We start from the raw sequence: 20,013 nt of genomic DNA on the forward strand, positions 1-20,013 counted from the left end.
CCGTGCAACCTGCGCCGGCTCAGACATCCTGGGAGGACGCATGGCCGACGCCCGCTACGACCCCGACAACATCTTCGCCAAGATCCTGCGGGGCGAGATCCCATGTCACCGGGTCTACGAGGACGCGCACACGCTCGCCTTCATGGACGTGATGCCCCAGGGCGAAGGCCATACCCTGGTGATCCCCAAGGCGCCGGCCCGGGGGCTCCTCGATGCCGCGCCAGATTCACTCGCGGCCTTGACGGCGAGCGTCCAGAAAGTGGCGCGGGCCGTGAAGGCGGCGTTCCAGGCGGACGGACTGACCCTGTTTCAGTTCAACGAGCCGGCCGGCGGGCAGACCGTGTTCCACCTGCACGTCCACATCATCCCGCGGCGCGAGGGCGTGCCTCTGAAGCGCCACGAGGGGGGCATGGCCGACAACACCGTTCTGGCCGAGTTCGCCGCGCGGATCCGCGCGGCACTCGAAGGGCAGGGCTGACGCTCGAGCGTCGCGGGCGCTCAGACCTGTCCGGCGCAGGTAAGCGCTCCAAGGCGAGGACTGGAAGCGCGACCGGTTGCAGCGCGACCCGGCAGTTTTTCGAGGCGCTCAGGCCGCGCTGGCGGCTTCGTCCTTCTGCGCCATGGTGGCGAGCAGCCGCCGCAGGGCAGCGTTCTCGGTCTCCAACTCGCCGATGCGCTTCAGCAGCGCGCTCACGGACGCATCGGTTGCCGCCGGATCGGGAGGCGCGGCGGCGGTCCGGAGCTTCTGCTCGAAGACGACGCCGATGCCGTCCTCCCGCCGCCAGCGCAGGGTCGCGCGATAGGTCCGGTCCTTCTGCGGAATGTAGAGGTCGAAGGCATCCGGCAAGGTGGTGGCATCGCTCATCATCAGCCGCGCGCCGGTGGCGGACATGTCGCGCACCAGACAGTCGAAGCTCGATGCGCCGTTGTTGAACACGATGCGGCCCTTGAGGAAGACCCTCTGGCGCGCCTCTCTGCGATGCTCCGACATGCGGGCGGCTCCGGAACCCTGAAAACTCCGCAATTCCTGCACGCCAGCTCTTAAGGAATCTTCGTCGCGATAGCGGACATCGGCCTTATCTCACTGGTGGATAGCGGTAGAGATAACCTCGGAGACACGTTCCCACCCGGACGCCGGTGCGGCATCCGCCGGATCCCGTCCCTCCCGCCCTCGCAAAGGGAAGAGGGGGCGAGGCGGAACGGCTCTCTCGCGCTCGCGAAACGGCAACCCGCGGAGAGGCCGCCGACTCAGGCGATGAACCGCCGGTCCACCGTCTGGAACAGGTAGAACCCGTTGAACCGCACCGCCGTGTCGGCGGCGCGGTCGTCGAAATCGAGGGGCTGCCGGCTGCCGTCGCAGAGCTTGCCGCCGAAGGTCCAGCGCCCGGCGCCGATGAAGGGCGGGACCGTGCTGGCCTCCGGTACGGCGCAGCAGAGGCCTTCCTCGCCCTTGAGCTGGAACAGGTTGTAGCTTCGCATCCGAAGTCCTCCGCCTGGCCGCCCTCAGAAGCCGAATATTCCCAATACGAGATCTCGCATTGCGAAGAATCGGCTTGACCGTGCTCATAATGGCACAATCGGTCGAGTTTGTGACGGTCAAGTTTCGGGGACGTTTCGATTCAGCTCCTCGATCCAGATGCGCGCCGACCCGTCGGAGGGCGCGCGCCAGTCGCCCCGCGGCGAGAGGGAGCCGCCGGCCGAGACCTTCGGTCCGTTCGGGAGCGCGGAGCGCTTGAACTGGCTGAAGCCGAAGTAGCGGGTCAGGAACACGCCGAGCCAGCGGCGGATCTCGGGCAGGTCGTAGGCGACCCGCTTGGTCTCGGGAAAGTCCGGTGCCCAGCTGCCGCGCTCCCGGTCGCCCCAGGCGTGGAGTGCCAGGAAGGCGATCTTGGAGGGCCGGAACCCGTAGCGCAGCGTGTAGAACAGGTTGAAGTCCTGCAGCGCGTAGGGGCCGATCGTGCCCTCCGTGCTCTGTGGGCTGTCGTCCTGATCCACCGGCACCAGCTCGGGGGAGATCTCGGTGTCGAGGACAGCCTGCAGGGTGCGCGCCTCGTCCGGCCCGACCTCGCCGTTGCCGATCACCCAGCGGATCAGGTGCTGGATCAGGGTCTTGGGCACACCGGCATTGACCGCGTAGTGGCTCATCTGGTCGCCGACGCCGTAGGTGCACCAGCCGAGCGCCAGCTCCGACAGGTCGCCGGTTCCGACCACGATCCCGCCCGCGTGGTTGGCCAGCCGGAACAGGTAGTCGGTGCGCAGGCCCGCCTGCACGTTCTCGAAGGTCACGTCGTAGACCGCCTCGCCCCTGGCGAACGGGTGGCCCATGTCGGCGAGCATCTGCTTGGCGGCGGGGCGGATGTCGATCTCGGCGGCCGTGCAGCCGAGCGACTTCATGAGCGCGTGGGCGTTGGTCTTGGTGGCGTTCGAGGTGGCGAAGCCCGGGAGCGTGTAGGCCAGGATGTCCGAGCGCGGGTAGCCCAGCCGGTCGAACGCCTTCGCGATCACGATCAGCGCGTGGGTCGAATCGAGGCCGCCCGAGACGCCGATGATGGCCTTTCGGGTGCCCGTCGCCTGGAGGCGCTGGGCGAGGCCGGCCACCTGGATGTTGTAGGCCTCGTAGCAATCCTGGGCGAGGCGCGACGGGTCGGCCGGCACGAACGGGAAGCGCTCGATCCGCCGGATCAGTCCGAGATCGGCCTCCGGGGCGCTGAGCCGGAACGGGATCCGGCGATAGGGGAGGGCGTGGCGCCGCGCGTCGTCGTCGAAGCTGCCGGCTTGGAGCCGTTCCTGGGCGATCAGGTCGAGGTCGATATCGGCGAGCGTCGCCACTGGGCCCTCGGGGAAGCGCTCGCCCTCGGCCAGCCGCACGCCGAGCTCGTCGATGCTGGTCTGGCCGTCCCAGGAGAGGTCGGTGGTCGATTCGCCCTGGCCGGCGGCGGCGTAGACATACGCGCAGGCGCCCCGCATCGAGGACGCTCGGGATAGGAGCGCCCGCGATTCGGCCCGGCCGACGGTGATCGGGCTGCCCGAGAGGTTCGCCAGCACGGTGGCGCCCGCGAGTGCCGCCCGCATGCCGGGGGGCTCGGGCACCCACAGATCCTCGCAGATCTCCACGCCGACCACGAGGCCCGGCAGATCCTCGGCCGGGAACAGCAGGTCGGTGCCGAACGGCGCCTCGCGGCCCGCGACCCTTATGGTCTCGCCCACGATCCCCGCGCCGGAGGCGAAGTGGCGCTTCTCGTAGAATTCCCGGTAGTTCGGCAGGAAGGTCTTCGGGATCGCCCCGAGCAGGCGGCCGCCCTGGATGGCCAGCGCGCAATTGTAGACGCGGTGGCGCCAGCGCAGCGGCGCGCCGACGAGTAGCAGCGGGCGGAGATTGGCCGATTCGGCGATCACCCGGGCGGCAGCTTCCTCGACGGCGTCGAGGAGCGTCTGCTGGAGCAGCAGGTCCTCGATCGCGTAAGCCGACAGGCCGAGCTCGGTGAAGACCGCCAGCGCGGCCCCCGTGTCGTGGCAGGTCCGGGCGAGGTCGAGGATCGCGTCGGCGTTGCGCCCCGGCTCGGCCGGGTGGCTGCGGCCGGTGCAGGCGGCGACCCGGGCGAAGCCGTGACGGTAGAGGGAGCGGAAGCGCGCCGGCGATTCGGAGGTGGCTGGAGACACGGGCACCTGTCCGGATGAGGGGTGGCTGCCGATACCATATGGGATGTGGCCAGGAATCGGCGATCACGCCCGCACAGCGCAGAGCGAAGCGATCGGGAACCGTAGGGGAGGAACGGGCGCTCCCCGGGTCGGCCTCGCTCCGGCCACTGCCACGGCTCCGACCCCGCATGGTTTCCACAGCACGGGTCGCGGCAAGCCTCCATTAACGACGTCTGGCCTAACTCAGGAACAGCCGCCGCGCGTCGGCGGATCCCTGTTTCGAGTATCGTCTGAGAACCCATGCGCGCATCGGGACGGCCTCCGTACTCCCATCGTGATCCCGCCCGCCCGGTCCGCGGCGGCGACCGTTCGGGGCTCTCTCTGGGAGCCCTGGCGCACAGGCTGATGGCGCTCCGCGCGAGCCTCACCCGCCGCCTGTCCGGCTCCCCGGCCGGGCTGCCCGCACGGCCGGCCTACGGGACCGCCGGACGCCGGGCCGAGCCGAGTTGGCTCACGCCGCCCGGCGCGATGGTCGGCCGCGAGGCCTTCGAGCGCGCCCCGCGCGCCGTGGCGCCGGAGGCCCACTGGCCGGCCCAGGTCTTCGACGACCGGGCGAGTCTCGACGCCCTCGATGCCTTCGATGCGCCGGCCTTCGAGAGCCGGATCGACCGCAGCGCCTCTTCGCCGGGCGTGCTGGTGCGCCAGCCGCGCCGCCCCGCCGCCATCGCCCCCGACTATGCGCCCGAAGCAGGGCCGGTCGAGACGCCTGTCGCCGCGCCGGCTCCGGCCGCACCTTCGGTTCGTTACACCCGCACCCCCGATTCGGTGCTGCAGGAACGCCGCCAGCGCGCCCTGGAGGCCGAGCGCGTCGCCCTGGAGCGCGCCCGCGCCGAGGCGCAGGCCGCCGCCCTGGCCCTCGAGACCGAGCGGGCTGCCCGCGAGGAGGCCGAGCGGGAGCGGGTCGAGCGCGAGCGGATCGCCACCGCGGACGCAGAGCGCACCTTCGCGCCGGCCCTGGCCGAAGTCGCCGCGCCGGACGTGGAGCCTGTGCCCCTGTGGCGCCAGCCCTTCGTCGCGCCGCCCGGCGTCCGCTTCTTCCGTACGCCGGACCGCCGGCCGGTCCGGCCCGCCGTCGAGCTGGCCGCGTCCACGGCGGCGATCACCCCGGTCGCGGCCGTGTCGGACGTCTCCGCGTCTGTCGAGGCCGCCGCCGAGGTCCCGGCCCGCGACTGGTCCGACCTCCCGGACTGGTCCGAGGTCCAGCCCTGGTTCGACGGTGGCGACTGGTCGTCCGTGGAGGCCTGGTCCACCCTGGAGGCGCAGCCCGCCGAGGCCGCTCCGATCCCGGCGGCCGTGCAGGCCGCCTCCGACGAGCGCTTCGTCTCGATGACCGGCGACATCGCGCACCTGCGTTCGCTGCCGCCGCGGCCGGTCTACGTGCTCGACCGGCTGGTGCGGTTCGACCAGCCGCCGCGCCCGGCCGACGGGCAGGATAACGGCACGGAGGCCGGTCTGCGGACTGACGCGGCCGCGTCGATCCGGAGCGCCTTCCTGCCGCCCGTCGCGTCTCCGGCGGCGTCCGGCCTGTCGCTGGTCTTCGGACCCGGCAGCGCTGCGGCCGAGCCCCCGGCTGCGGCTGCGGCTGAAGCCCCGCGCCGCGCCCCGGCCCTCAGCGCTATGGCGGCCCGGGCGGCGATCCGCGCGGCCGGTCAGCCGGGGGTCGTGCCACCGGCAGCTCCGGTCCAGCCCGAGGCCCTCCCGGTTCCGGTCGCCGAGCGCGCCGAGGCCGAGCGCGTGGTGATCCCGATGACGCCGCGCCCGGTCCTGCTCCGCGGCAAGCTTGCGCCGCAGCCCGAGCCGGTCCCGGCCGAGATCGAGGCCGGGCCCATCTCGGCTGACGGTGTTGCGGCGGATGTGGAGGCGGGTGTCGAGGCGGTGGAAGCCGTCGCGGAGACGCCTGCCGCGGTCGCAGTGCCGATGGTCGCGCCCCGGGCGCATCTGATCCCGGCCGGCCGCCACCTTGAGATCGCGCCGATCGAGAACGCCGATTACGAGCTGCCGTCCCTCGAACTGCTCGCCCTGCCGGCCCCCGGCGGCAGCGAGGAGGTCGACGCCGACGTGCTGGAGCAGAACGCCCTCAACCTGCAGCAGACGGTCCAGGATTTCGGCGTGCGCGGCGACATCCTGGCGGTGCGGCCCGGGCCGGTCGTCACCCTCTACGAGCTCGAGCCCGCGCCGGGCACCAAGTCCAGCCGCGTCATCGGGCTGTCGGACGACATCGCCCGCTCCATGTCGGCGGTCTCGGCCCGCGTCGCGGTCGTCCCCGGCCGGAACGTGATCGGCATCGAATTGCCGAACGACACCCGCGAGACGGTCTACCTGCGCGAATTGCTCGCGTCGGCCGACTTCGCCGAGAGCAAGCACAAGCTTGCGCTGTGCCTCGGCAAGAACATCGGCGGCGAGCCGATCATCGCCGACCTCGCGCGCATGCCGCACCTCTTGGTCGCCGGCACCACCGGCTCGGGCAAGTCGGTGGCGATCAACACCATGATCCTCAGCCTGCTCTACCGGCTCAAGCCCGAGGAGTGCCGCCTGATCATGGTCGACCCCAAGATGCTGGAGCTGTCGGTCTACGACGGCATCCCGCACCTGCTCTCCCCCGTCGTCATCGATCCCAAGAAGGCGGTCATCGCCCTCAAGTGGGCCGTGCGCGAGATGGAGGAGCGCTACAAGAAGATGGCCAAGATCGCCGTCCGGAATATCGACGGCTACAACGCCCGCATGAAGGAGGCCCGCGAGAAGGGCGAGACCATCACGCGCACGATCCAGACCGGCTTCGACCGCCATACCGGCGAGGCGGTGTACGAGGACGAGGCGATGGACCTCGCGCCGCTGCCGTATATCGTGATCGTGGTGGACGAGATGGCCGACCTGATGATGGTGGCCGGCAAGGACATCGAGGGGGCGATCCAGCGTCTGGCGCAGATGGCGCGGGCGGCGGGCATCCACCTGATCATGGCGACCCAGCGCCCGTCGGTGGACGTGATCACCGGCACGATCAAGGCCAACTTCCCGACCCGGATCAGCTTCCAGGTGACCAGCAAGATCGACTCGCGCACCATTCTCGGCGAGATGGGCGCGGAGCAGCTTCTGGGCCAGGGCGACATGCTGTTCATGGCCGGGGGCGGGCGCACGACGCGGGTGCACGGGCCGTTCTGCTCGGACAGCGAGGTCGAGACCGTCGTGGCGCACCTCAAGCGCCAGGGCCGGCCCAGCTACCTCGACGCCGTCACCGCCGACGACTCGCCTGAAGAGCAGCCCAAGGAGGGCGGACGGTCCGGACGAGGCAAGGCCGCCGCGGCCGACAAGGCCGAGCGGTCCGACGAGCCCGAGGAGGAGGCCCCCGTCTTCGACATCGGCGCCTTCGCGGCGGCGGCCGGCGGCGAGTCCGACGACCTCTACAAGCAGGCGATCGAGGTGGTGCTGCGCGACCAGAAGGCCTCGACCAGCTACATCCAGCGCCGGCTGCAGATCGGCTACAACCGCGCCGCCTCGATCATGGAGCGGATGGAGATCGAGGGGATCGTCGGCCCGGCCAATCACGCCGGCAAGCGCGAGATCCTGGTCGCCGGTGCGCCGCACATGTCGAGCGGCATGGCGAACGGGATGTACGACGACGAGTAAGAGCCCCCGCTCCGGGCCGCTCCGCACGGAGCGGCCCGGGCGTCGTATCTTCGCCACAGGGCGGGGTTCTAAGCCCCGTGTCCCGCCCTTCGTTTGCCGCCGGAACCCGCCTGCGGGCTCCCAGGAGACTCTGCCGATGATCGGCCGCCGCACCCGCACAGCCGGCTCCTTGATCGCCGCCGGGCTGTGGCTCGCGACCGCCAGCAACCCGGCCGAGGCGCAGGTCGGCGCCTTCATCGACAGCCTCTTCGGCCACAAGGAGGAGCCCGCGCCGCAGCCGGAGGCCGCTCGTCCCGCGCCTGCACCGGCCAAGAAGCCGGCTCCGAAGGCCAAGGAGGCGAGCAAGGAGGCCGGCAAGGACGCCAGCCGAGAGGCCGCGAAGGACGCGCCGAAGACCGGCAGCCTCAAGGGCGGCAAGGGAGCCGACAAGGCCGAACACAAGGCCGCCGAGCCCAAGGTGGCGGCGGTGGGCGCGCCCGTCGCGATCGCCCCCTCCGAGCCGGCGGATGCCGCCACCCTGCTCGCCCAGGCCAACGCCTATTTCAACGGGATCAACACCCTGACCGGCAGCTTCATGCAGATCGGCGCCGACGGGCGGCGGATCGGCGGCAAGCTGACGCTCGCCAAGCCCGGCCGCCTGCGCTTCGACTACGATCAGCCCTCGCCCCTGGAAGTCGTCGCCGACGGCACCTCGGTGGCGGTGCGTGACCGCAAGCTCAACACCCAGGATCTCTACTTCATCGCCCAGACGCCGCTGAAATTCCTGCTGCGCGAGAAGATCGACCTCGCCCGTGACCTCACCGTCACCGACGTCTCCAACGACCCCGGCGGCGTGCGCATCAGCCTGGAGGACCGGACGACGCTGGGCGGCACCTCGAAGATCCAGCTCGTCTTCGATCCCGAGGTGAAGACCCTGTCGCAGTGGCGGATCACCGATCCGCAGGGCTACATCACCACGGTGCAGCTGTCGAACCTGCAGAAGGGCAAGGGCGTCGACGGCAGCGCGTTCTTCATCAATTACGGGCGCGCCGAGGACAAGGCGATGCAGCAGCAGATCCAGCAGTCGCAGCAGTGAGGGGCTCTACGCGTCGGTCGCGCTGAACTGAACCGCACCGACCTGCCGCCACCGGTCCAGCTCCCGGTCGATCGCCCCCTCGGTACCGCGCAGGAACTCCGCGGGCGGCAGGCCCGGCGCGATGGCGGCGAGGTAGCTCACCACGACCGTGCCGGATCGGGTCGCTGCACCTCCGGGCCAGAACAGGCCGGAATTGAGCGCCACCGGCACCACCGGCAGGCCGAGCCGGCTGTAGAGCAGCTCGACGCCGCGCTTGAAGCGCAGGGGAGCGCCGATCCCGCCGCGGGTGCCCTCGGGGAAGATCAGCACCGAGCGCCCGGCCGCGACTGCCGCCCGGCCACCGTCGATCATGGTGCGCAGCGCCTGGGTGCCGTTGGCTCGATCGATGACGATCATCGGCGAGCGCCGCAGGAACCAGCCGACCACCGGTATGGCCAGAAGCTCCCGCTTGGCGACGATCGCCACGTCCGGCACCAGGACGAGGAAGGCCAGCGTCTCCCAGGTCGACTGGTGGTTGGCGACGATCAGGCAGGGCTCGGCCGGCAGGTGCTGGCGGCCCTCCTCGACGTAATGCAGCCCGACGATGCGCCGCAGCCCGCCGAGAATCCCGCGCGCCCAGAGGCGCGTCGCCCGGCGGATCGGCCCCTGAGGGGATCCGGACAGGAGGAAGATCGCCAGCGGCGCCAGGAACAGGGTCGTCCAGGCCGCCCAGTAGACGGCGAACAGAAGCGAGCGGGCATTTGCCATGACAGGGCCTCGGCGAGGGGCCCGGGACAGGGCAGGGTCCGGGCATAGCGCCTGCCGGCCGGTCACGCACGGCCTTTTGCCTCACAGGCGGTGAGCGGACTGTCGCGTGCCGCGAAATCGGCTATCGGAGCGCAACGCCCTCCGAACCCCAGCGTGGCCCGTGCACTTCACCGTCACCACTTGGAACATCAACTCGGTGCGCCTGCGCATCGACTCGGTGCTGCGCTTCCTGGCCGAGCACAGGCCGGACGTGCTCTGCCTGCAGGAGACCAAGTGCCCCGACGACGCCTTCCCGCTGAAGGCCCTGCGCGGCTCCGGCTACGAGCACGTGATGTTCGCCGGGCAGAAGGGCTACAACGGCGTCGCGATCCTCTCGCGCTTCCCCCTGCATACCCGCGCCGTGATGGGCTTCTGCGAGCGCCAGGATGCCCGCCACATCTCGGCCGTGCTCGGCCCTGAGGCGGGCGCCGCCGCCGGGATCGTGCTGCACGATTTCTACGTCCCCGCCGGCGGCGACGTGCCCGACCGCGACCTCAACCCGAAATTCGCCCACAAGCTCGACTTCCTCGCCGAGCTGCGCGCCTGGGGCGGCAAGCGTGTCTCCGGGCCGGCCATCCTGGTGGGCGACCTCAACGTCGCGCCGCTGGAGCACGATGTCTGGTCGCACAAGCAGCTCCTCGACGTGGTGAGCCACACGCCCGTGGAGACCGAGGCGCTGGAGATCCTGCGCGGGGAGGCCGGCTGGATCGACGCGGCCCGCGACCTCACCCCGGAGCCGGAGAAGATCTACACGTGGTGGAGCTACCGGTCTCGCGACTGGTCGGCCGCCAACAAGGGGCGGCGCCTGGACCATGCCTGGGTGTCGCCGGACCTCGCCGGAACCGTCCGCAAGGTCGAGGTGCTGCGCGAGGCCCGCTCCTGGGAGCGACCCTCCGACCATGCGCCGGTGACCCTCACGCTGGAGTTGTGAGAGCGGGCGGAACTGCCGCCCGGTCCGAGCATTGCCCGCTCACGATCCCGTGACGCGAGCTGGCCCCATGCGCAAGATCCTGATTGCCTTCCTCCTTCCCAAGGTCGTTTCCTACCTGCGTCGCCGCTACGGTGGCCCGCATGCCGGGCGCAACCGCGCATTCTGACAGGGGCCGCCGCCTGGGCCGGCCTGTGACGGCCGGGCGCAGGCGGCGGCGACGGCGGCGGCCCTAATTCCTCGTGATCACCCACGACGCGGAGCCGCTTTCATGACCCAGGACCCGCGCGAAGCCGGACCCCGGCCCCCGTTCCCCGGTGACCAGCAGCAGCCGCGGCCGGGCCTCACCACGAAGATGACGCCGCGCCCCGACCACGGCGAGGAAAGCTATGTCGGCAAGGGACTCCTGACCGGACAAGCGGCCTTGATCACCGGCGGCGATTCCGGGATCGGCCGGGCGGTGGCGATCGCCTACGCCCGAGAGGGCGCCGACGTGACGATCTCCTATCTCGAGGCCGAGCAGGAGGACGCCGAGGAGACGAAGGCCTGGGTCGAGAAGGCCGGTCGCCGTTGCCTTCTGCTTCCGGGCGACATCCGCGACGAGACTCAGTGCCGGCATCTCGTGGCGCGCACCGTGGAGACCTTCGGGCGTCTCGACATCCTGGTGAACAACGCCGCCGCCCAGGTGGTGAACGAGGGCCTCGACGACTTGAGGGCCGGCGACATCGAGGGGTCGTTCCGCGCCAACGTGTTCGCGATGTACTACCTCGCCCAGGCCGCCGTTCCGCACATGAAGCCGGGCGGCGCCATCGTGAACAGCACCAGCGTGCAGGCCAAGGTCGCCGGCCCGAACATGCTGATCTACGCCGCCACCAAGGGCGCCATCGCGAGCCTGACCATCGGCCTGTCCAATCTGCTGGCTCCGAAGGGGATCCGGGTCAATTGCGTCGCACCCGGACCGGTCTGGACGCCGATCCAGCCGATCGTGAAAAGTCCGGAGCAGATGGAGCAACTCGGCGCTCAGACGCCGCTGGGCCGCGCCGGCCAGCCCGCGGAACTGGCCCCGGCTTACGTGCTGCTCGCCTCACGGGAGGGCAGTTACATGTCGGGTGCCCTGGTCCCGGTCACGGGCGGCATGCCGATGCTCTGACCGAGCCTGCGGCGAGGACCTTCACGGTCGCAGCGGCGCGCCGGCCCGTTCCGGCGCCAGCAGTACGCCCGCGAGACCCAGGGCCGCCGCGAGGGCGAGCCACAGGGGCGCGGCATTGGCCGAATGGGTCTCGGTAACGAGATAGACGAGGATCGCCGGCGTGGTGCCGCCGAAGACGCCGAGCGCGAGATTGTAGCTTACCGCCGAGCCGGACCCCCGCACGCGCTGGCTGAATAGCTCCGTCAGCATCGCTCCCAGGGGGCCGATGTAGACGGACAGCACCAGCATGTAGAGAACCTCGCCGGCCAGCACGAAGGTCAGTTCGGCCTGGGTCAGCAGTCGGAAGATCGGCCACGCCAGGACGATGAAGGCCGCAGCTCCGGCCATCATGACGGGGCGCCGGCCCACGCGGTCCGACAGGGCGCCGAAGACCGGACCCAAGACGATCAGGATCGCCGTGCCGATCGTCCCGAGCCCCGACGCGGTGGCCGGCGTGAGCCCATCGGTGCGGACCAGGAAGCCGCGCAGGTAGATGACACCCAGGTAGATGCCGACGCCCGCGAGCACGCTGATCAGGAAGCCGCACAGCATCGCGCGCCCCTCGCTCCGGATAGCCTCGACGATCGGGAACGCGCGCTCCGCGGGCAGCGGCCGGTCGACGACGAGGATGGCGCGCCGAAGCCACAGAGTGCACGCCCCGAGGAGGATCCCGAACAGGAACGGGATGCGCCAGCCCCAGTCCAGCACAGCCTCCCGGGGCAGCCACGCCTCCATCAGGAAGAACACGAACGAGCCGAGCATCTGTCCGATCCCGATGGTGCAGGCCGGAAGGGCGCAGTAGAAGCCGCGCCGCTCGGCGGGACAGCGTTCGCCGAGGAATGTGATCGAGGTGGTGAACTCGCCGCCGACCGACAGGCCCTGGACCAGCCGGCAGACGACGAGCAGGATCGGCGCGGCGATCCCGAGGGCCGCGTAGGTCGGCAGCAGACCGATGCAGACTGTCGATAGCGCCATCAGGCCCACGGAGAGGGTGAGGGCGGAGGTCCGCCCGTACCGGTCCGCCACGTGGCCGAAGAACAGGCTGCCCAGGGGCCGCACCAGGAACGCGGACGCGAACACGCCGTAGGTCGCGAGCAGCGACACCACGGGATCGGCAGCCGGGAAGAACAGGCGCCCGATGATGTGCGCGCCGAAGCCGTAGATCGTGAAGTCGTACCATTCGAGAGCGTTGCCAGCGGCGCCGGCGAGAGCGGATCGATGGTGCAGGTCCGGCCTGATCCGCAATGTCGTCATCGAGCGCGCACTTGTTATTGTCGTCGTTACGCGTCTCTGCTGTCATCAGCACGATAACAGCCCGGCCGAATCAGACTAGCACGATTGCCGGACGCGCGCGTAGCGCCCTCTCTGCGCAGATCTGCGAGAGGCGGGAGGACAGCCTCTCGGCGGCACCGGCCGGCGATGTCCGGCAGCGATCGAGGAGCTTCGGTTCCAACGAGAAACCCGCCGCGCGGGGCGCGGCGGGTCCGATGTTCAAGCCTGGTGTCTGCGTGACCGTGAAAGGTCCTAGAACGGGATGTCGTCGTCCAGATCGTAGCCGCCGCGGCCCCCACCCCCGCCCGAGGAGGCGGGCGCCGGACGGCGCTCACCGCCCTGGGCGCGGCCGCCGCCGAAATCGCCGCCGCGGTCACCACCCCGGTCACCCCCGCGGCTGATCTGGCCGCCGCCCTCGTCCTCACCGGCGAAGTCCCCGCCACCGCCGCCGCGACCGTCGAGGATCGTCATCTCGCCGCGGAAGCGCTGGAGCACCACCTCGGTGGTGTACTTCTCGACGCCCGAATTGTCGGTCCACTTCCGGGTCTGGAGCTGGCCCTCGATATAGACCTTCGAGCCCTTGCGCAGGTACTGCTCGGCGACGCGGGCGAGGTTGTCGTTGTAGATCACGACCGAGTGCCACTCGGTCTTCTCCTTGCGCTCGCCGGTCGCCTTGTCCTTCCACGACTCGGAGGTCGCGAGCCGCAGGTTGCAGACCGGGTCGCCCGAGCCGAGGCGGCGCATCTCCGGGTCCCGCCCGAGATTGCCCACCAGAATCACCTTGTTGACGCTGCCCGCCATCGCTCTCTCCTCACCGTACGGATCTCACTGGGCATCTGCCCGGCGGCGCGCGAACCATGCGCCTGGGCCTCCGGAGCGGCAACCTGCGGTGCGGGCTTGTGCCCGCTTTCCGCAGCGCCGCCGGATCCGTTTGTTCTACATCTGTTCCAGAGTGGCAGCAAGCCGCCGTCACGACACGCGCACGACCAGCTTGCCGAAATTGCGCCCTTTCAACAGGCCGATGAAGGCCTCCGGCGCCTTCTCCAAACCCTCGACCACGTCCTCGCGGTAGCGGACCCGCCCCTCCTGGATCCAGCCGCCGACCTCATCGCGGAACGTCGCCGCCTGGTCGGCGAAATCCCAGACGATGAATCCCTGGATGTGCAGCCGGTTGGTCAGCACGGAGCGCATCAGGCCGGGCAGGCGGTCCGGCCCGGGCGGGACCTCGGTGGCGTTGTAGGCCGAGACCAGGCCGCAGACCGGGATCCGCGCGAACGGGTTGAGCAGCGGCATCACCGCGGCGAAGACCGCGCCGCCGACGTTCTCGAAATAGACGTCGATGCCCTTCGGGCAGGCGGCGGCGAGCGCGCCCGGCAGGTCGGCGCCGCGATGGTCCACGGCGGCGTCGAAGCCCAGTTCCTCGGTGAGATAGCGGCACTTGTCCGGGCCGCCCGCGATCCCGACAGCCCGGGCGCCCTTCAGCTTGGCGATCTGCCCGACGAGCGAGCCGACCGGTCCCGCGGCGGCCGCGACCACGACGGTCTCGCCGGCCTTGGGCCGGCCGATGTTGAGGAGGCCGGTATAGGCGGTCATGCCCGGCATCCCGAGCACGCCCAGCGCCGTGGAAGGCGGAGCGGCCGCGGGATCGACCTTGCGGGAGCCCTTGCCATCCGTGACGAAATAGTCCTGCCAGCCCGCGAAGGCCGTGAGCAGGTCGCCGACGGCGTGGTCCGGGTGGTTGGAGGCGACGACCTCGCCCACGGTCTCAGCGGTGATCGGCGCGCCGATCTCCACCGGGGCCGCGTAGGATTTCGCGTCGCTCATCCGGCCGCGCATGTAGGGGTCGAGCGACAGCCAGCGGGTGCGCAGGAGGACCTGCCCCGGGCCGGGCTGCGGAACCGGCACCTCCTCCAGGCGGAAGTTGTCGGGGCGCGGCTCGCCCTGCGGGCGCGAGGCCAGGACGATGCGACGGTTCATGGCGGTCATGGCAAACTCCCGGATCAGGCAATCGCCCCCGATCTGGGGCGCCGGGTCGCGACGGCCAAGGCGCCGCGGTGATCTCCGGGCCGGATCACGCGTTGTCCCGGTTCTGAAGCAGGAAGCGGCGCCATGCGGGGAACGGCACTGGGTCTCGGATTGGCGGTCCTGGCCGCGGGAGCCGCATCGGCCGGCCCGCTCGACAGCTACCGCGACCGCGCGCGGGTGCTCGTCCTGTCCGCCCCCGACGCCGGCGACGCACACCTCAAGGCGCAGCGGACGGCGCTGGGTTCGGCCCGTGCCAGCATCGCCGAGCGCGACCTCGTGGTGCTGGAAGCGGTCGGCTCCGGCGCGGAGGCGCGGGCCCTGCGCGCCCGCCTCGGCCTTCCAGCCGACAGCTTCCGGGCTGTCCTGATCGGGAAGGACGGGGGCGCCAAGCTCACCGCCGAGTCGCCGATCGCGCCGCAAACGCTGTTCGCCACGATCGACGCGATGCCGATGCGACGCGCCGAGATGCGGGAGCGTCGCTAGGGCCAAGTCCGGGACCAAGTCTCCTGTGCGCGGGCGGGGGGCGGACACCAACGGTTAAGCCTACCGCCCTATCACCGAAACGTGTCGACGGCCGTTGCCCGGCCGTCCGTTGAGGCCCGTCAGGACGCTCGCACGAGACGCTCGAATCGATGACCCGACAACAAGTTGCCACCGCCATCCGCCGCCTCGCTGCCGCGCAGGTCGAGGACATCGAGCGCGCGGTCCGCGACGGCCACAAGACCATCGCGCTGAACGAGCTGGCGGACCTGAACCGCCAGCTCAAGGCCTTCGCGGCAGCGCTCAAGAAGGCCCCGGCCCGGATCTGAGCCGGTGCGGCGTCACCACCGGGGTCCTTCCCACCGACGGGGCGGGATGTCCTCGGGGGGAGGTGGCGGCGGGGGCGGGCCGCGGTCGAAGGCCGGCTCGTCGCAGACCCGAACCCGGCGCAGCACCGGCGCTCCGTCCGCATCGAACCGGCGCCGCACGAATTCCCGGCACGCCTCAGGGGGCGCCGCGGTGAAGCGGGGACCGCGAAACTCCGGCCCTGGGCGCGGCGGCGGTGGCGGCGGCCGGCGCTCGGGTTCATCCTCCTGCATCGGGCCGCCGTCGTCGTGGGATGGCGGATAAGGCCCGTCGAAGTCGGCAGCCAGCGCCGGGCCGGCGGCGAGGAGAAGGGCAAGGAGTCCGGTTCGGGCGAGAAGGCGACAGGCGGGCACGGGGGCCTCGGCGGAGTCGGGCGCGCGGGGATCGCGGCCATCGTCCCCGGACGTTGCGCCGGTCCGCCTGAACCGCTCCCGTGAAGCGATGTCGGCTGCCGTTCAGCCGGCTATTTCTGCATCGCGTTGACCTCGCACTGCGCGTACTCGCCGCTCGCCTTCACGTAGGCATTGAGCTTCTGCATGTAGGCCTCGGCGATCGGCCGGAAGGCTTGCGCCTGGAGATTGTAGGCCTTGATCGCGTCGTTGTAGCTGTAGGCCTCCCAGCCCGGGCATCCGTCCTTGGCGTCGAGGCAGGCGGGCTTCTCCGGCAGCGGCGGCTTGCTCGGCCGGGCGGAGGGCGGCGGCGGCTCGGGCGGTGTGCAGGCCGCAACCGCTGGCGCGGCCGGGGACGGCGCGGCAGGGGCCGCCTTGGCGGCCGGCTTCGCGGGCGGGGCCGCGAGGGCGAGGGTCGGCGCGAGCAAGCCCGCGATCAGGAGAAGCGTGCCGCGCATGGCGTGATGAGAGCTCCGATGGGCCCGGAGCCGCCTTCGGCGGCGGGCGGGAGCGGGTTCTGCGGCATCAGGCCCGCGGCGACAAGGCCTCCTGAACGGGCTCCCGGCGGGGCGCGGAAGCCGCCCGCCGGCCCGGCGCCTGCCCGGCCGAACGCTGTTTCGGGCCGCGCGCCAGCGCCACGAGCGGCAGCGACAATCCGACCGCCAGCACCCACCAGGCCGGCCGGATCGGACCGGAGACATCCAGGTTGGCGGCGAGCACGAGACTGGCCGGGACGCCGCTGGCGAGCCCGTACCACGCCGCCTCCAGCCCCGCCGTGGCAAGGGCCGCCAGGATCGCGAGAAGCAGGAGCGACCAGGGCCGCTCCGGGAGCGAGAACCGCCGCATCACCCGCCACCCCATCAGCAGCAGGAACAGCCCGGTCCAGAAGACCGGGTCGCTGACGTCGATCTTCGACTGCAGGAAGTAGTGGGCCAGCCCCAGGACGGCGATCGTGTAGACGAGCCGGTGCAGGCGGTTCCAGTTCGGGCCGAGGTTTCGGATCGCCGCGTCCGTGGAGGTCAGCCCCAGGGCGATGAGGCCGATCAGCGCCACGAAGCCGATCGTCAGGTAGAGCCGGAGCGCGATCTCCGAGACGACTTTGGTGAGGATCAGGTTCTGATCGACCGCGTAGAGCGTGAGGTGGGCGACCGCGTAGGCCATCACGGTGACGCCGAGCATGCGTCGCACCACGACGACCTTCGGCCAGTCGGCGAGGCGCCGGAGCGGCGAGATCGCCAGCGACAGCAGCAGGAAGCGGACCGCCCACTCGCCGGTGGCATGGATCAGGGCGGTGATCGGCTTCGCGCCGAGCGCGTCGAGCCGGTAGGCGGCGGCGAGGTAGAGCGCCGGCGCGACGCAGGCCGCGAACACCGCGAGCTTCAGCCAGGAGAGGCGTCCGGCGCGGTCGAGCCAGGGGAGGGGGACGGCGAGGGGAGCGGCCAAGCGGTCGAACATGGGTCTCGAACGGGGCTCTGTCGGTGGGTGAGGGCGGCGGCCCGGTCCGGTCGCGCCCGCGGCGAGAACGGCCGGCTCCGGCCATCGGTGCCGTCACGGGTCGGTTCGCCGCGGCGGCGCGGCGGTTACACGACGGCGTTGACCTGTGTGGTTGACCGCGCCGCCTCCGCGGCGAGATAGCGTGACGACGGACACCGGATGGATCCCATGCAGTACCGCACTCTCGGCCGTTCCGGCCTCAAGGTCTCGCCGATCTGCCTCGGCACGATGATGTTCGGCGGCCCCACAGACGAGGCCACCGCCGGCCGCATCGTCGGCAATGCCCGGGACGCCGGGATCAACTTCATCGACACGGCCAACGTCTACACGGAGGGCCGCTCGGAGGAGATCACCGGCCGGGCGATCAAGGGTGAGCGCGACGCCTGGATCCTGGCCACCAAGGTCGCCAATCCGACCGGACAGGGCGTCAACGACCGCGGCCTTTCGCGCGTGCACGTGATGAAGGCCGCCGAGGACAGCCTGCGCCGGCTCGGCACGGACTTCATCGACATCTACTACCTCCACAAGGAGGATCACGATACGCCGCTGGCCGAGACGGTCCGGGCGCTGGCCGACCTCGTGCGGACGGGCAAGATCCGCCATTTCGGCGTCTCGAATCATCGCTCGTGGCGGGTCGCCGAGATCTGCCGGCTCTGCGACGAGGCCGGGATCGACCGGCCGGTGGTCAGCCAGCCCTACTACAACGCGTTCAACCGCATGCCCGAGACGGAGCACCTGCCGGCCTGCGCGCATTTCGGGCTCGGCGTCGTGCCGTACTCGCCGCTCGCCCGCGGCGTGCTCACCGGCAAGTACGATCCCGATGCGCCGCCGCCGGCCGAATCCCGCGCCGGCCGCCAGGACACGCGGATGATGCAGACCGAGTGGCGCCCCGAATCCCTGCGCATCGCCCGGACCCTGAAGGAGCATGCCGAGGCGCGCGGCATCACGGCCGGGCAGTTCGCCACTGCCTGGGTGCTCAACAACCGCCTCGTCACCGGTGTCATCGCCGGGCCGCGGACGGAGGCGCAGTGGCAGGAATATCTCGGCGCCCTCGACTACGCCTTCACCGCGGAGGACGAGGCACTGGTCGACGGGTTCGTCGCCGCCGGCCACCCGACGACGCCGGGCTACAACGATCCGGCCTATCCGCTGGAGGGACGGGTGCCGCGCAGCGGCATGGACTGAGCCCCGTCAACTGGGTCCCGTCAGCTGAGCGCCCAGACGAAGCAGGCCGTCGCGAGGGCGCCGAGGGCCGACCGCACGGCGTGGAGGAGGGTCCACCGCTCGAGCAAGGCGCGGGAGGTGCTGTCCGCCACCTCCGGCGCCGTCGCCATCAGGATCCGGTTGGTTGGCAGGATCGCCACGACGGTCCAGGGCCAGTTCGCCAGCATGAGTAACCCGCCGCCCAGGAAAGCGGGCCGGTCGCTCGTCCACCACGCCGCGACGCCCAGCAGGAAGCCGACGACCGCGAGTGGCGCCTGGATGGCGAAGCCGCGCTTGTAGGCCGGCTTCCACGCCGTCAGCACAGCGCGATCGTCCAGGATCATCCGCGCCGGCTGCTCGACGAGGTTGATGTAAAGGGCCGCGCCCGTGAAGAGCGCGGCGGTCGTCAGGGCGAGAAGACCGGTCAGCATCCGGCCGGCTTACCATCGGTCGGGACCGATCGCATGTCCCGGCCGTCGGTTCGGCCTTGAACTTTCTGCGCCGGGCCGTTATCTCGTGGATCAACAGTTCTGATGGCAGTCGAGAGGCTGCGGTTCGGGAGTGGGCCCCACCGGGTCCGCTCTTTTTTTTCGCCGCACAGCCACTCGCCACCCGAGGCCGCACGCTGCGGACGGGCCACGCAGGACGCCGCGAAGGTTGCGCGCTGAACACCCATGTCGTCCGAGATCGAAGCGGATCTGTCCGAGAAGCGCCTCGTCCGCGAGGCCGGTACCGCCGCGCGCATCGCGCAGGCGATCGAGGGGCCCCTCCAGGGGCTCGGCTTCCGGCTGGTCCGGGTGAAGATGTCCAACATCAACGGCTGCACCGTGCAGATCATGGCGGAGCGGCCGGACGGCACGTTCACGATCGACGATTGCGAGGCGGTGAGCCGCGCGATCTCGCCGATCCTCGATGTCGATGATCCGGTTGGCGGCGCCTACAACCTCGAAGTGTCCTCGGCCGGGGATCGACCGGCCGCTGGTGCGGGTCTCCGACTTCGCCCGCTGGGTCGGCTACGAGGCGAAGGTCGAGCTGAGCCCACCGCTCGACGGGCGCAAGCGTTTCCGCGGAATCCTCGGCGCGCCGGATCTCGGCCGGCTGACCGTCCCGATCGACTTGCCCGACGTGAAGGAAGGGCTTCCGAGCCGCATCGATCTGCCGCTCAAGGATGTCGCCGAGGCCCATCTCGTCCTCACCGACGACCTGATCCGCGAGTCGCTCCGCCGCGGCGGCCCGCCCGCTGGGGACGAGGCCGCCGCGGCTGAGGACGAGGATCCCGCCGAGGAGAGCGCGGCGCCGCCGGCGCGCAGCCCGTTCCGGCCGCAGGGACCGAAGAAGGCCAGCCCCGCCGCCAAGCCCCAGAAGCAGGCCCGGACCGGCCCCAGGAAGCCGGTCGTGACCAAGGCGTCGCGGCTCAAGGACCGCGATTCCCTGCACTGAGACCCCAGCGTCGGCCGCCCGGTGGCCGCCCTGTAGATTTGAT

18 protein-coding genes and 1 pseudogene are annotated in these 20,013 nt (G+C 71.0%); 9 read left to right on the forward strand and 10 right to left on the reverse strand.

The genetic code is table 11. The annotated features are described in order from the left end of the window. The first annotated feature begins 40 nt into the window (after positions 1-40). A complete protein-coding gene (locus tag MMSR116_RS20630; RefSeq protein ID WP_010685335.1) occupies positions 41-478 on the forward strand; it encodes an HIT family protein in 438 nt (145 codons plus the stop codon). 108 nt (positions 479-586) lie between these two features. Here the strand turns inward: MMSR116_RS20630 and MMSR116_RS20635 are convergent, their stop codons facing one another. The 3 genes from MMSR116_RS20635 to MMSR116_RS20645 all read right to left on the reverse strand — a co-directional run bounded on the left by MMSR116_RS20635 (position 587) and on the right by MMSR116_RS20645 (position 3,660). Next, positions 587-991, reverse strand: coding sequence for a PilZ domain-containing protein (locus tag MMSR116_RS20635; protein WP_010685336.1), 405 nt, complete (start codon positions 989-991; stop codon positions 587-589). A 257-nt stretch (positions 992-1,248) separates the two neighbouring features. Continuing rightward, positions 1,249-1,479 (reverse strand): hypothetical protein, encoded by a 231-nt coding sequence (locus MMSR116_RS20640; protein ID WP_010685337.1) that lies wholly within the window; start codon positions 1,477-1,479, stop codon positions 1,249-1,251. A gap of 117 nt (positions 1,480-1,596) precedes the next feature. Further along, positions 1,597-3,660 (reverse strand): NAD(+) synthase, encoded by a 2,064-nt coding sequence (locus MMSR116_RS20645; protein ID WP_010685338.1) that lies wholly within the window; start codon positions 3,658-3,660, stop codon positions 1,597-1,599. A 384-nt stretch (positions 3,661-4,044) separates the two neighbouring features. Here MMSR116_RS20645 and MMSR116_RS20650 point away from each other — a divergent pair, with 384 nt between their 5' ends. Together MMSR116_RS20650 and MMSR116_RS20655 are read left to right on the forward strand one after the other, a co-directional pair. Further along, a complete protein-coding gene (locus MMSR116_RS20650) occupies positions 4,045-7,323 on the forward strand; it encodes a DNA translocase FtsK (RefSeq protein ID WP_010685339.1) in 3,279 nt (1,092 codons plus the stop codon). Positions 7,324-7,459: 136 nt separating this feature from the next. Continuing rightward, positions 7,460-8,398 (forward strand): LolA family protein, encoded by a 939-nt coding sequence (locus tag MMSR116_RS20655; RefSeq protein ID WP_010685340.1) that lies wholly within the window; start codon positions 7,460-7,462, stop codon positions 8,396-8,398. A 6-nt stretch (positions 8,399-8,404) separates the two neighbouring features. Here MMSR116_RS20655 and MMSR116_RS20660 read toward each other — a convergent pair whose 3' ends face one another. Beyond that, positions 8,405-9,145 carry a lysophospholipid acyltransferase family protein gene (locus tag MMSR116_RS20660; protein ID WP_010685341.1) on the reverse strand — a complete coding sequence of 247 codons (741 nt, stop codon included), beginning with the start codon at positions 9,143-9,145 and terminating at the stop codon, positions 8,405-8,407. A 160-nt stretch (positions 9,146-9,305) separates the two neighbouring features. Between MMSR116_RS20660 and xth the strand changes: the two genes are divergently transcribed. Then, positions 9,306-10,115: an exodeoxyribonuclease III gene (xth, locus tag MMSR116_RS20665; RefSeq protein WP_039893897.1), complete on the forward strand. Its 810-nt coding sequence runs from the start codon at positions 9,306-9,308 to the stop codon at positions 10,113-10,115. A gap of 268 nt (positions 10,116-10,383) precedes the next feature. Further along, positions 10,384-11,262, forward strand: coding sequence for an SDR family oxidoreductase (locus tag MMSR116_RS20670; RefSeq protein ID WP_010685343.1), 879 nt, complete (start codon positions 10,384-10,386; stop codon positions 11,260-11,262). A 21-nt stretch (positions 11,263-11,283) separates the two neighbouring features. Here MMSR116_RS20670 and MMSR116_RS20675 read toward each other — a convergent pair whose 3' ends face one another. The 3 genes from MMSR116_RS20675 to MMSR116_RS20685 form a co-directional block, all read right to left on the reverse strand. Beyond that, entirely contained in the window at positions 11,284-12,555 is a 1,272-nt protein-coding gene (locus tag MMSR116_RS20675; RefSeq protein WP_010685344.1) for an MFS transporter, read from the reverse strand. A gap of 270 nt (positions 12,556-12,825) precedes the next feature. Further along, a complete protein-coding gene (ssb, locus tag MMSR116_RS20680; protein ID WP_010685345.1) occupies positions 12,826-13,374 on the reverse strand; it encodes a single-stranded DNA-binding protein in 549 nt (182 codons plus the stop codon). 168 nt (positions 13,375-13,542) lie between these two features. Continuing rightward, on the reverse strand, positions 13,543-14,559 hold the full coding sequence (locus MMSR116_RS20685) for an NADP-dependent oxidoreductase (RefSeq protein ID WP_010685346.1): 1,017 nt from the start codon (positions 14,557-14,559) through the stop codon (positions 13,543-13,545). Positions 14,560-14,682: 123 nt separating this feature from the next. Here MMSR116_RS20685 and MMSR116_RS20690 point away from each other — a divergent pair, with 123 nt between their 5' ends. Both MMSR116_RS20690 and MMSR116_RS31430 read left to right on the forward strand, forming a co-directional pair. Further along, complete coding sequence (locus tag MMSR116_RS20690; protein WP_010685347.1) at positions 14,683-15,081, forward strand: DUF4174 domain-containing protein; 399 nt, start codon at positions 14,683-14,685, stop codon at positions 15,079-15,081. Between the two features lie 149 nt (positions 15,082-15,230). Then, entirely contained in the window at positions 15,231-15,407 is a 177-nt protein-coding gene (locus MMSR116_RS31430; protein ID WP_010685348.1) for a hypothetical protein, read from the forward strand. Positions 15,408-15,907: 500 nt separating this feature from the next. Here the strand turns inward: MMSR116_RS31430 and MMSR116_RS20695 are convergent, their stop codons facing one another. Together MMSR116_RS20695 and MMSR116_RS20700 are read right to left on the reverse strand one after the other, a co-directional pair. After that, positions 15,908-16,291: a hypothetical protein gene (locus tag MMSR116_RS20695; protein WP_010685349.1), complete on the reverse strand. Its 384-nt coding sequence runs from the start codon at positions 16,289-16,291 to the stop codon at positions 15,908-15,910. A 67-nt stretch (positions 16,292-16,358) separates the two neighbouring features. Continuing rightward, the gene (locus tag MMSR116_RS20700) at positions 16,359-17,288 is read right to left on the reverse strand and encodes a sulfite oxidase heme-binding subunit YedZ (protein WP_010685350.1); all 930 of its coding nucleotides are present in this window, start codon (positions 17,286-17,288) and stop codon (positions 16,359-16,361) included. 207 nt (positions 17,289-17,495) lie between these two features. Between MMSR116_RS20700 and MMSR116_RS20705 the strand changes: the two genes are divergently transcribed. Continuing rightward, complete coding sequence (locus MMSR116_RS20705; protein ID WP_039893898.1) at positions 17,496-18,512, forward strand: aldo/keto reductase; 1,017 nt, start codon at positions 17,496-17,498, stop codon at positions 18,510-18,512. Between the two features lie 20 nt (positions 18,513-18,532). Here the strand turns inward: MMSR116_RS20705 and MMSR116_RS20710 are convergent, their stop codons facing one another. Beyond that, the gene (locus MMSR116_RS20710) at positions 18,533-18,961 is read right to left on the reverse strand and encodes an anthrone oxygenase family protein (protein ID WP_010685352.1); all 429 of its coding nucleotides are present in this window, start codon (positions 18,959-18,961) and stop codon (positions 18,533-18,535) included. Between the two features lie 243 nt (positions 18,962-19,204). On the opposite strand from MMSR116_RS20710, the pseudogene rimP reads away from it, so the two are divergent. Beyond that, positions 19,205-19,970, forward strand: a pseudogene (gene rimP, locus MMSR116_RS20715) (ribosome maturation factor RimP). Positions 19,971-20,013 lie beyond the last annotated feature (43 nt).

The organism is Methylobacterium mesophilicum SR1.6/6 (assembly GCF_000364445.2).
Lineage (GTDB): Bacteria > Pseudomonadota > Alphaproteobacteria > Rhizobiales > Beijerinckiaceae > Methylobacterium > Methylobacterium mesophilicum_A.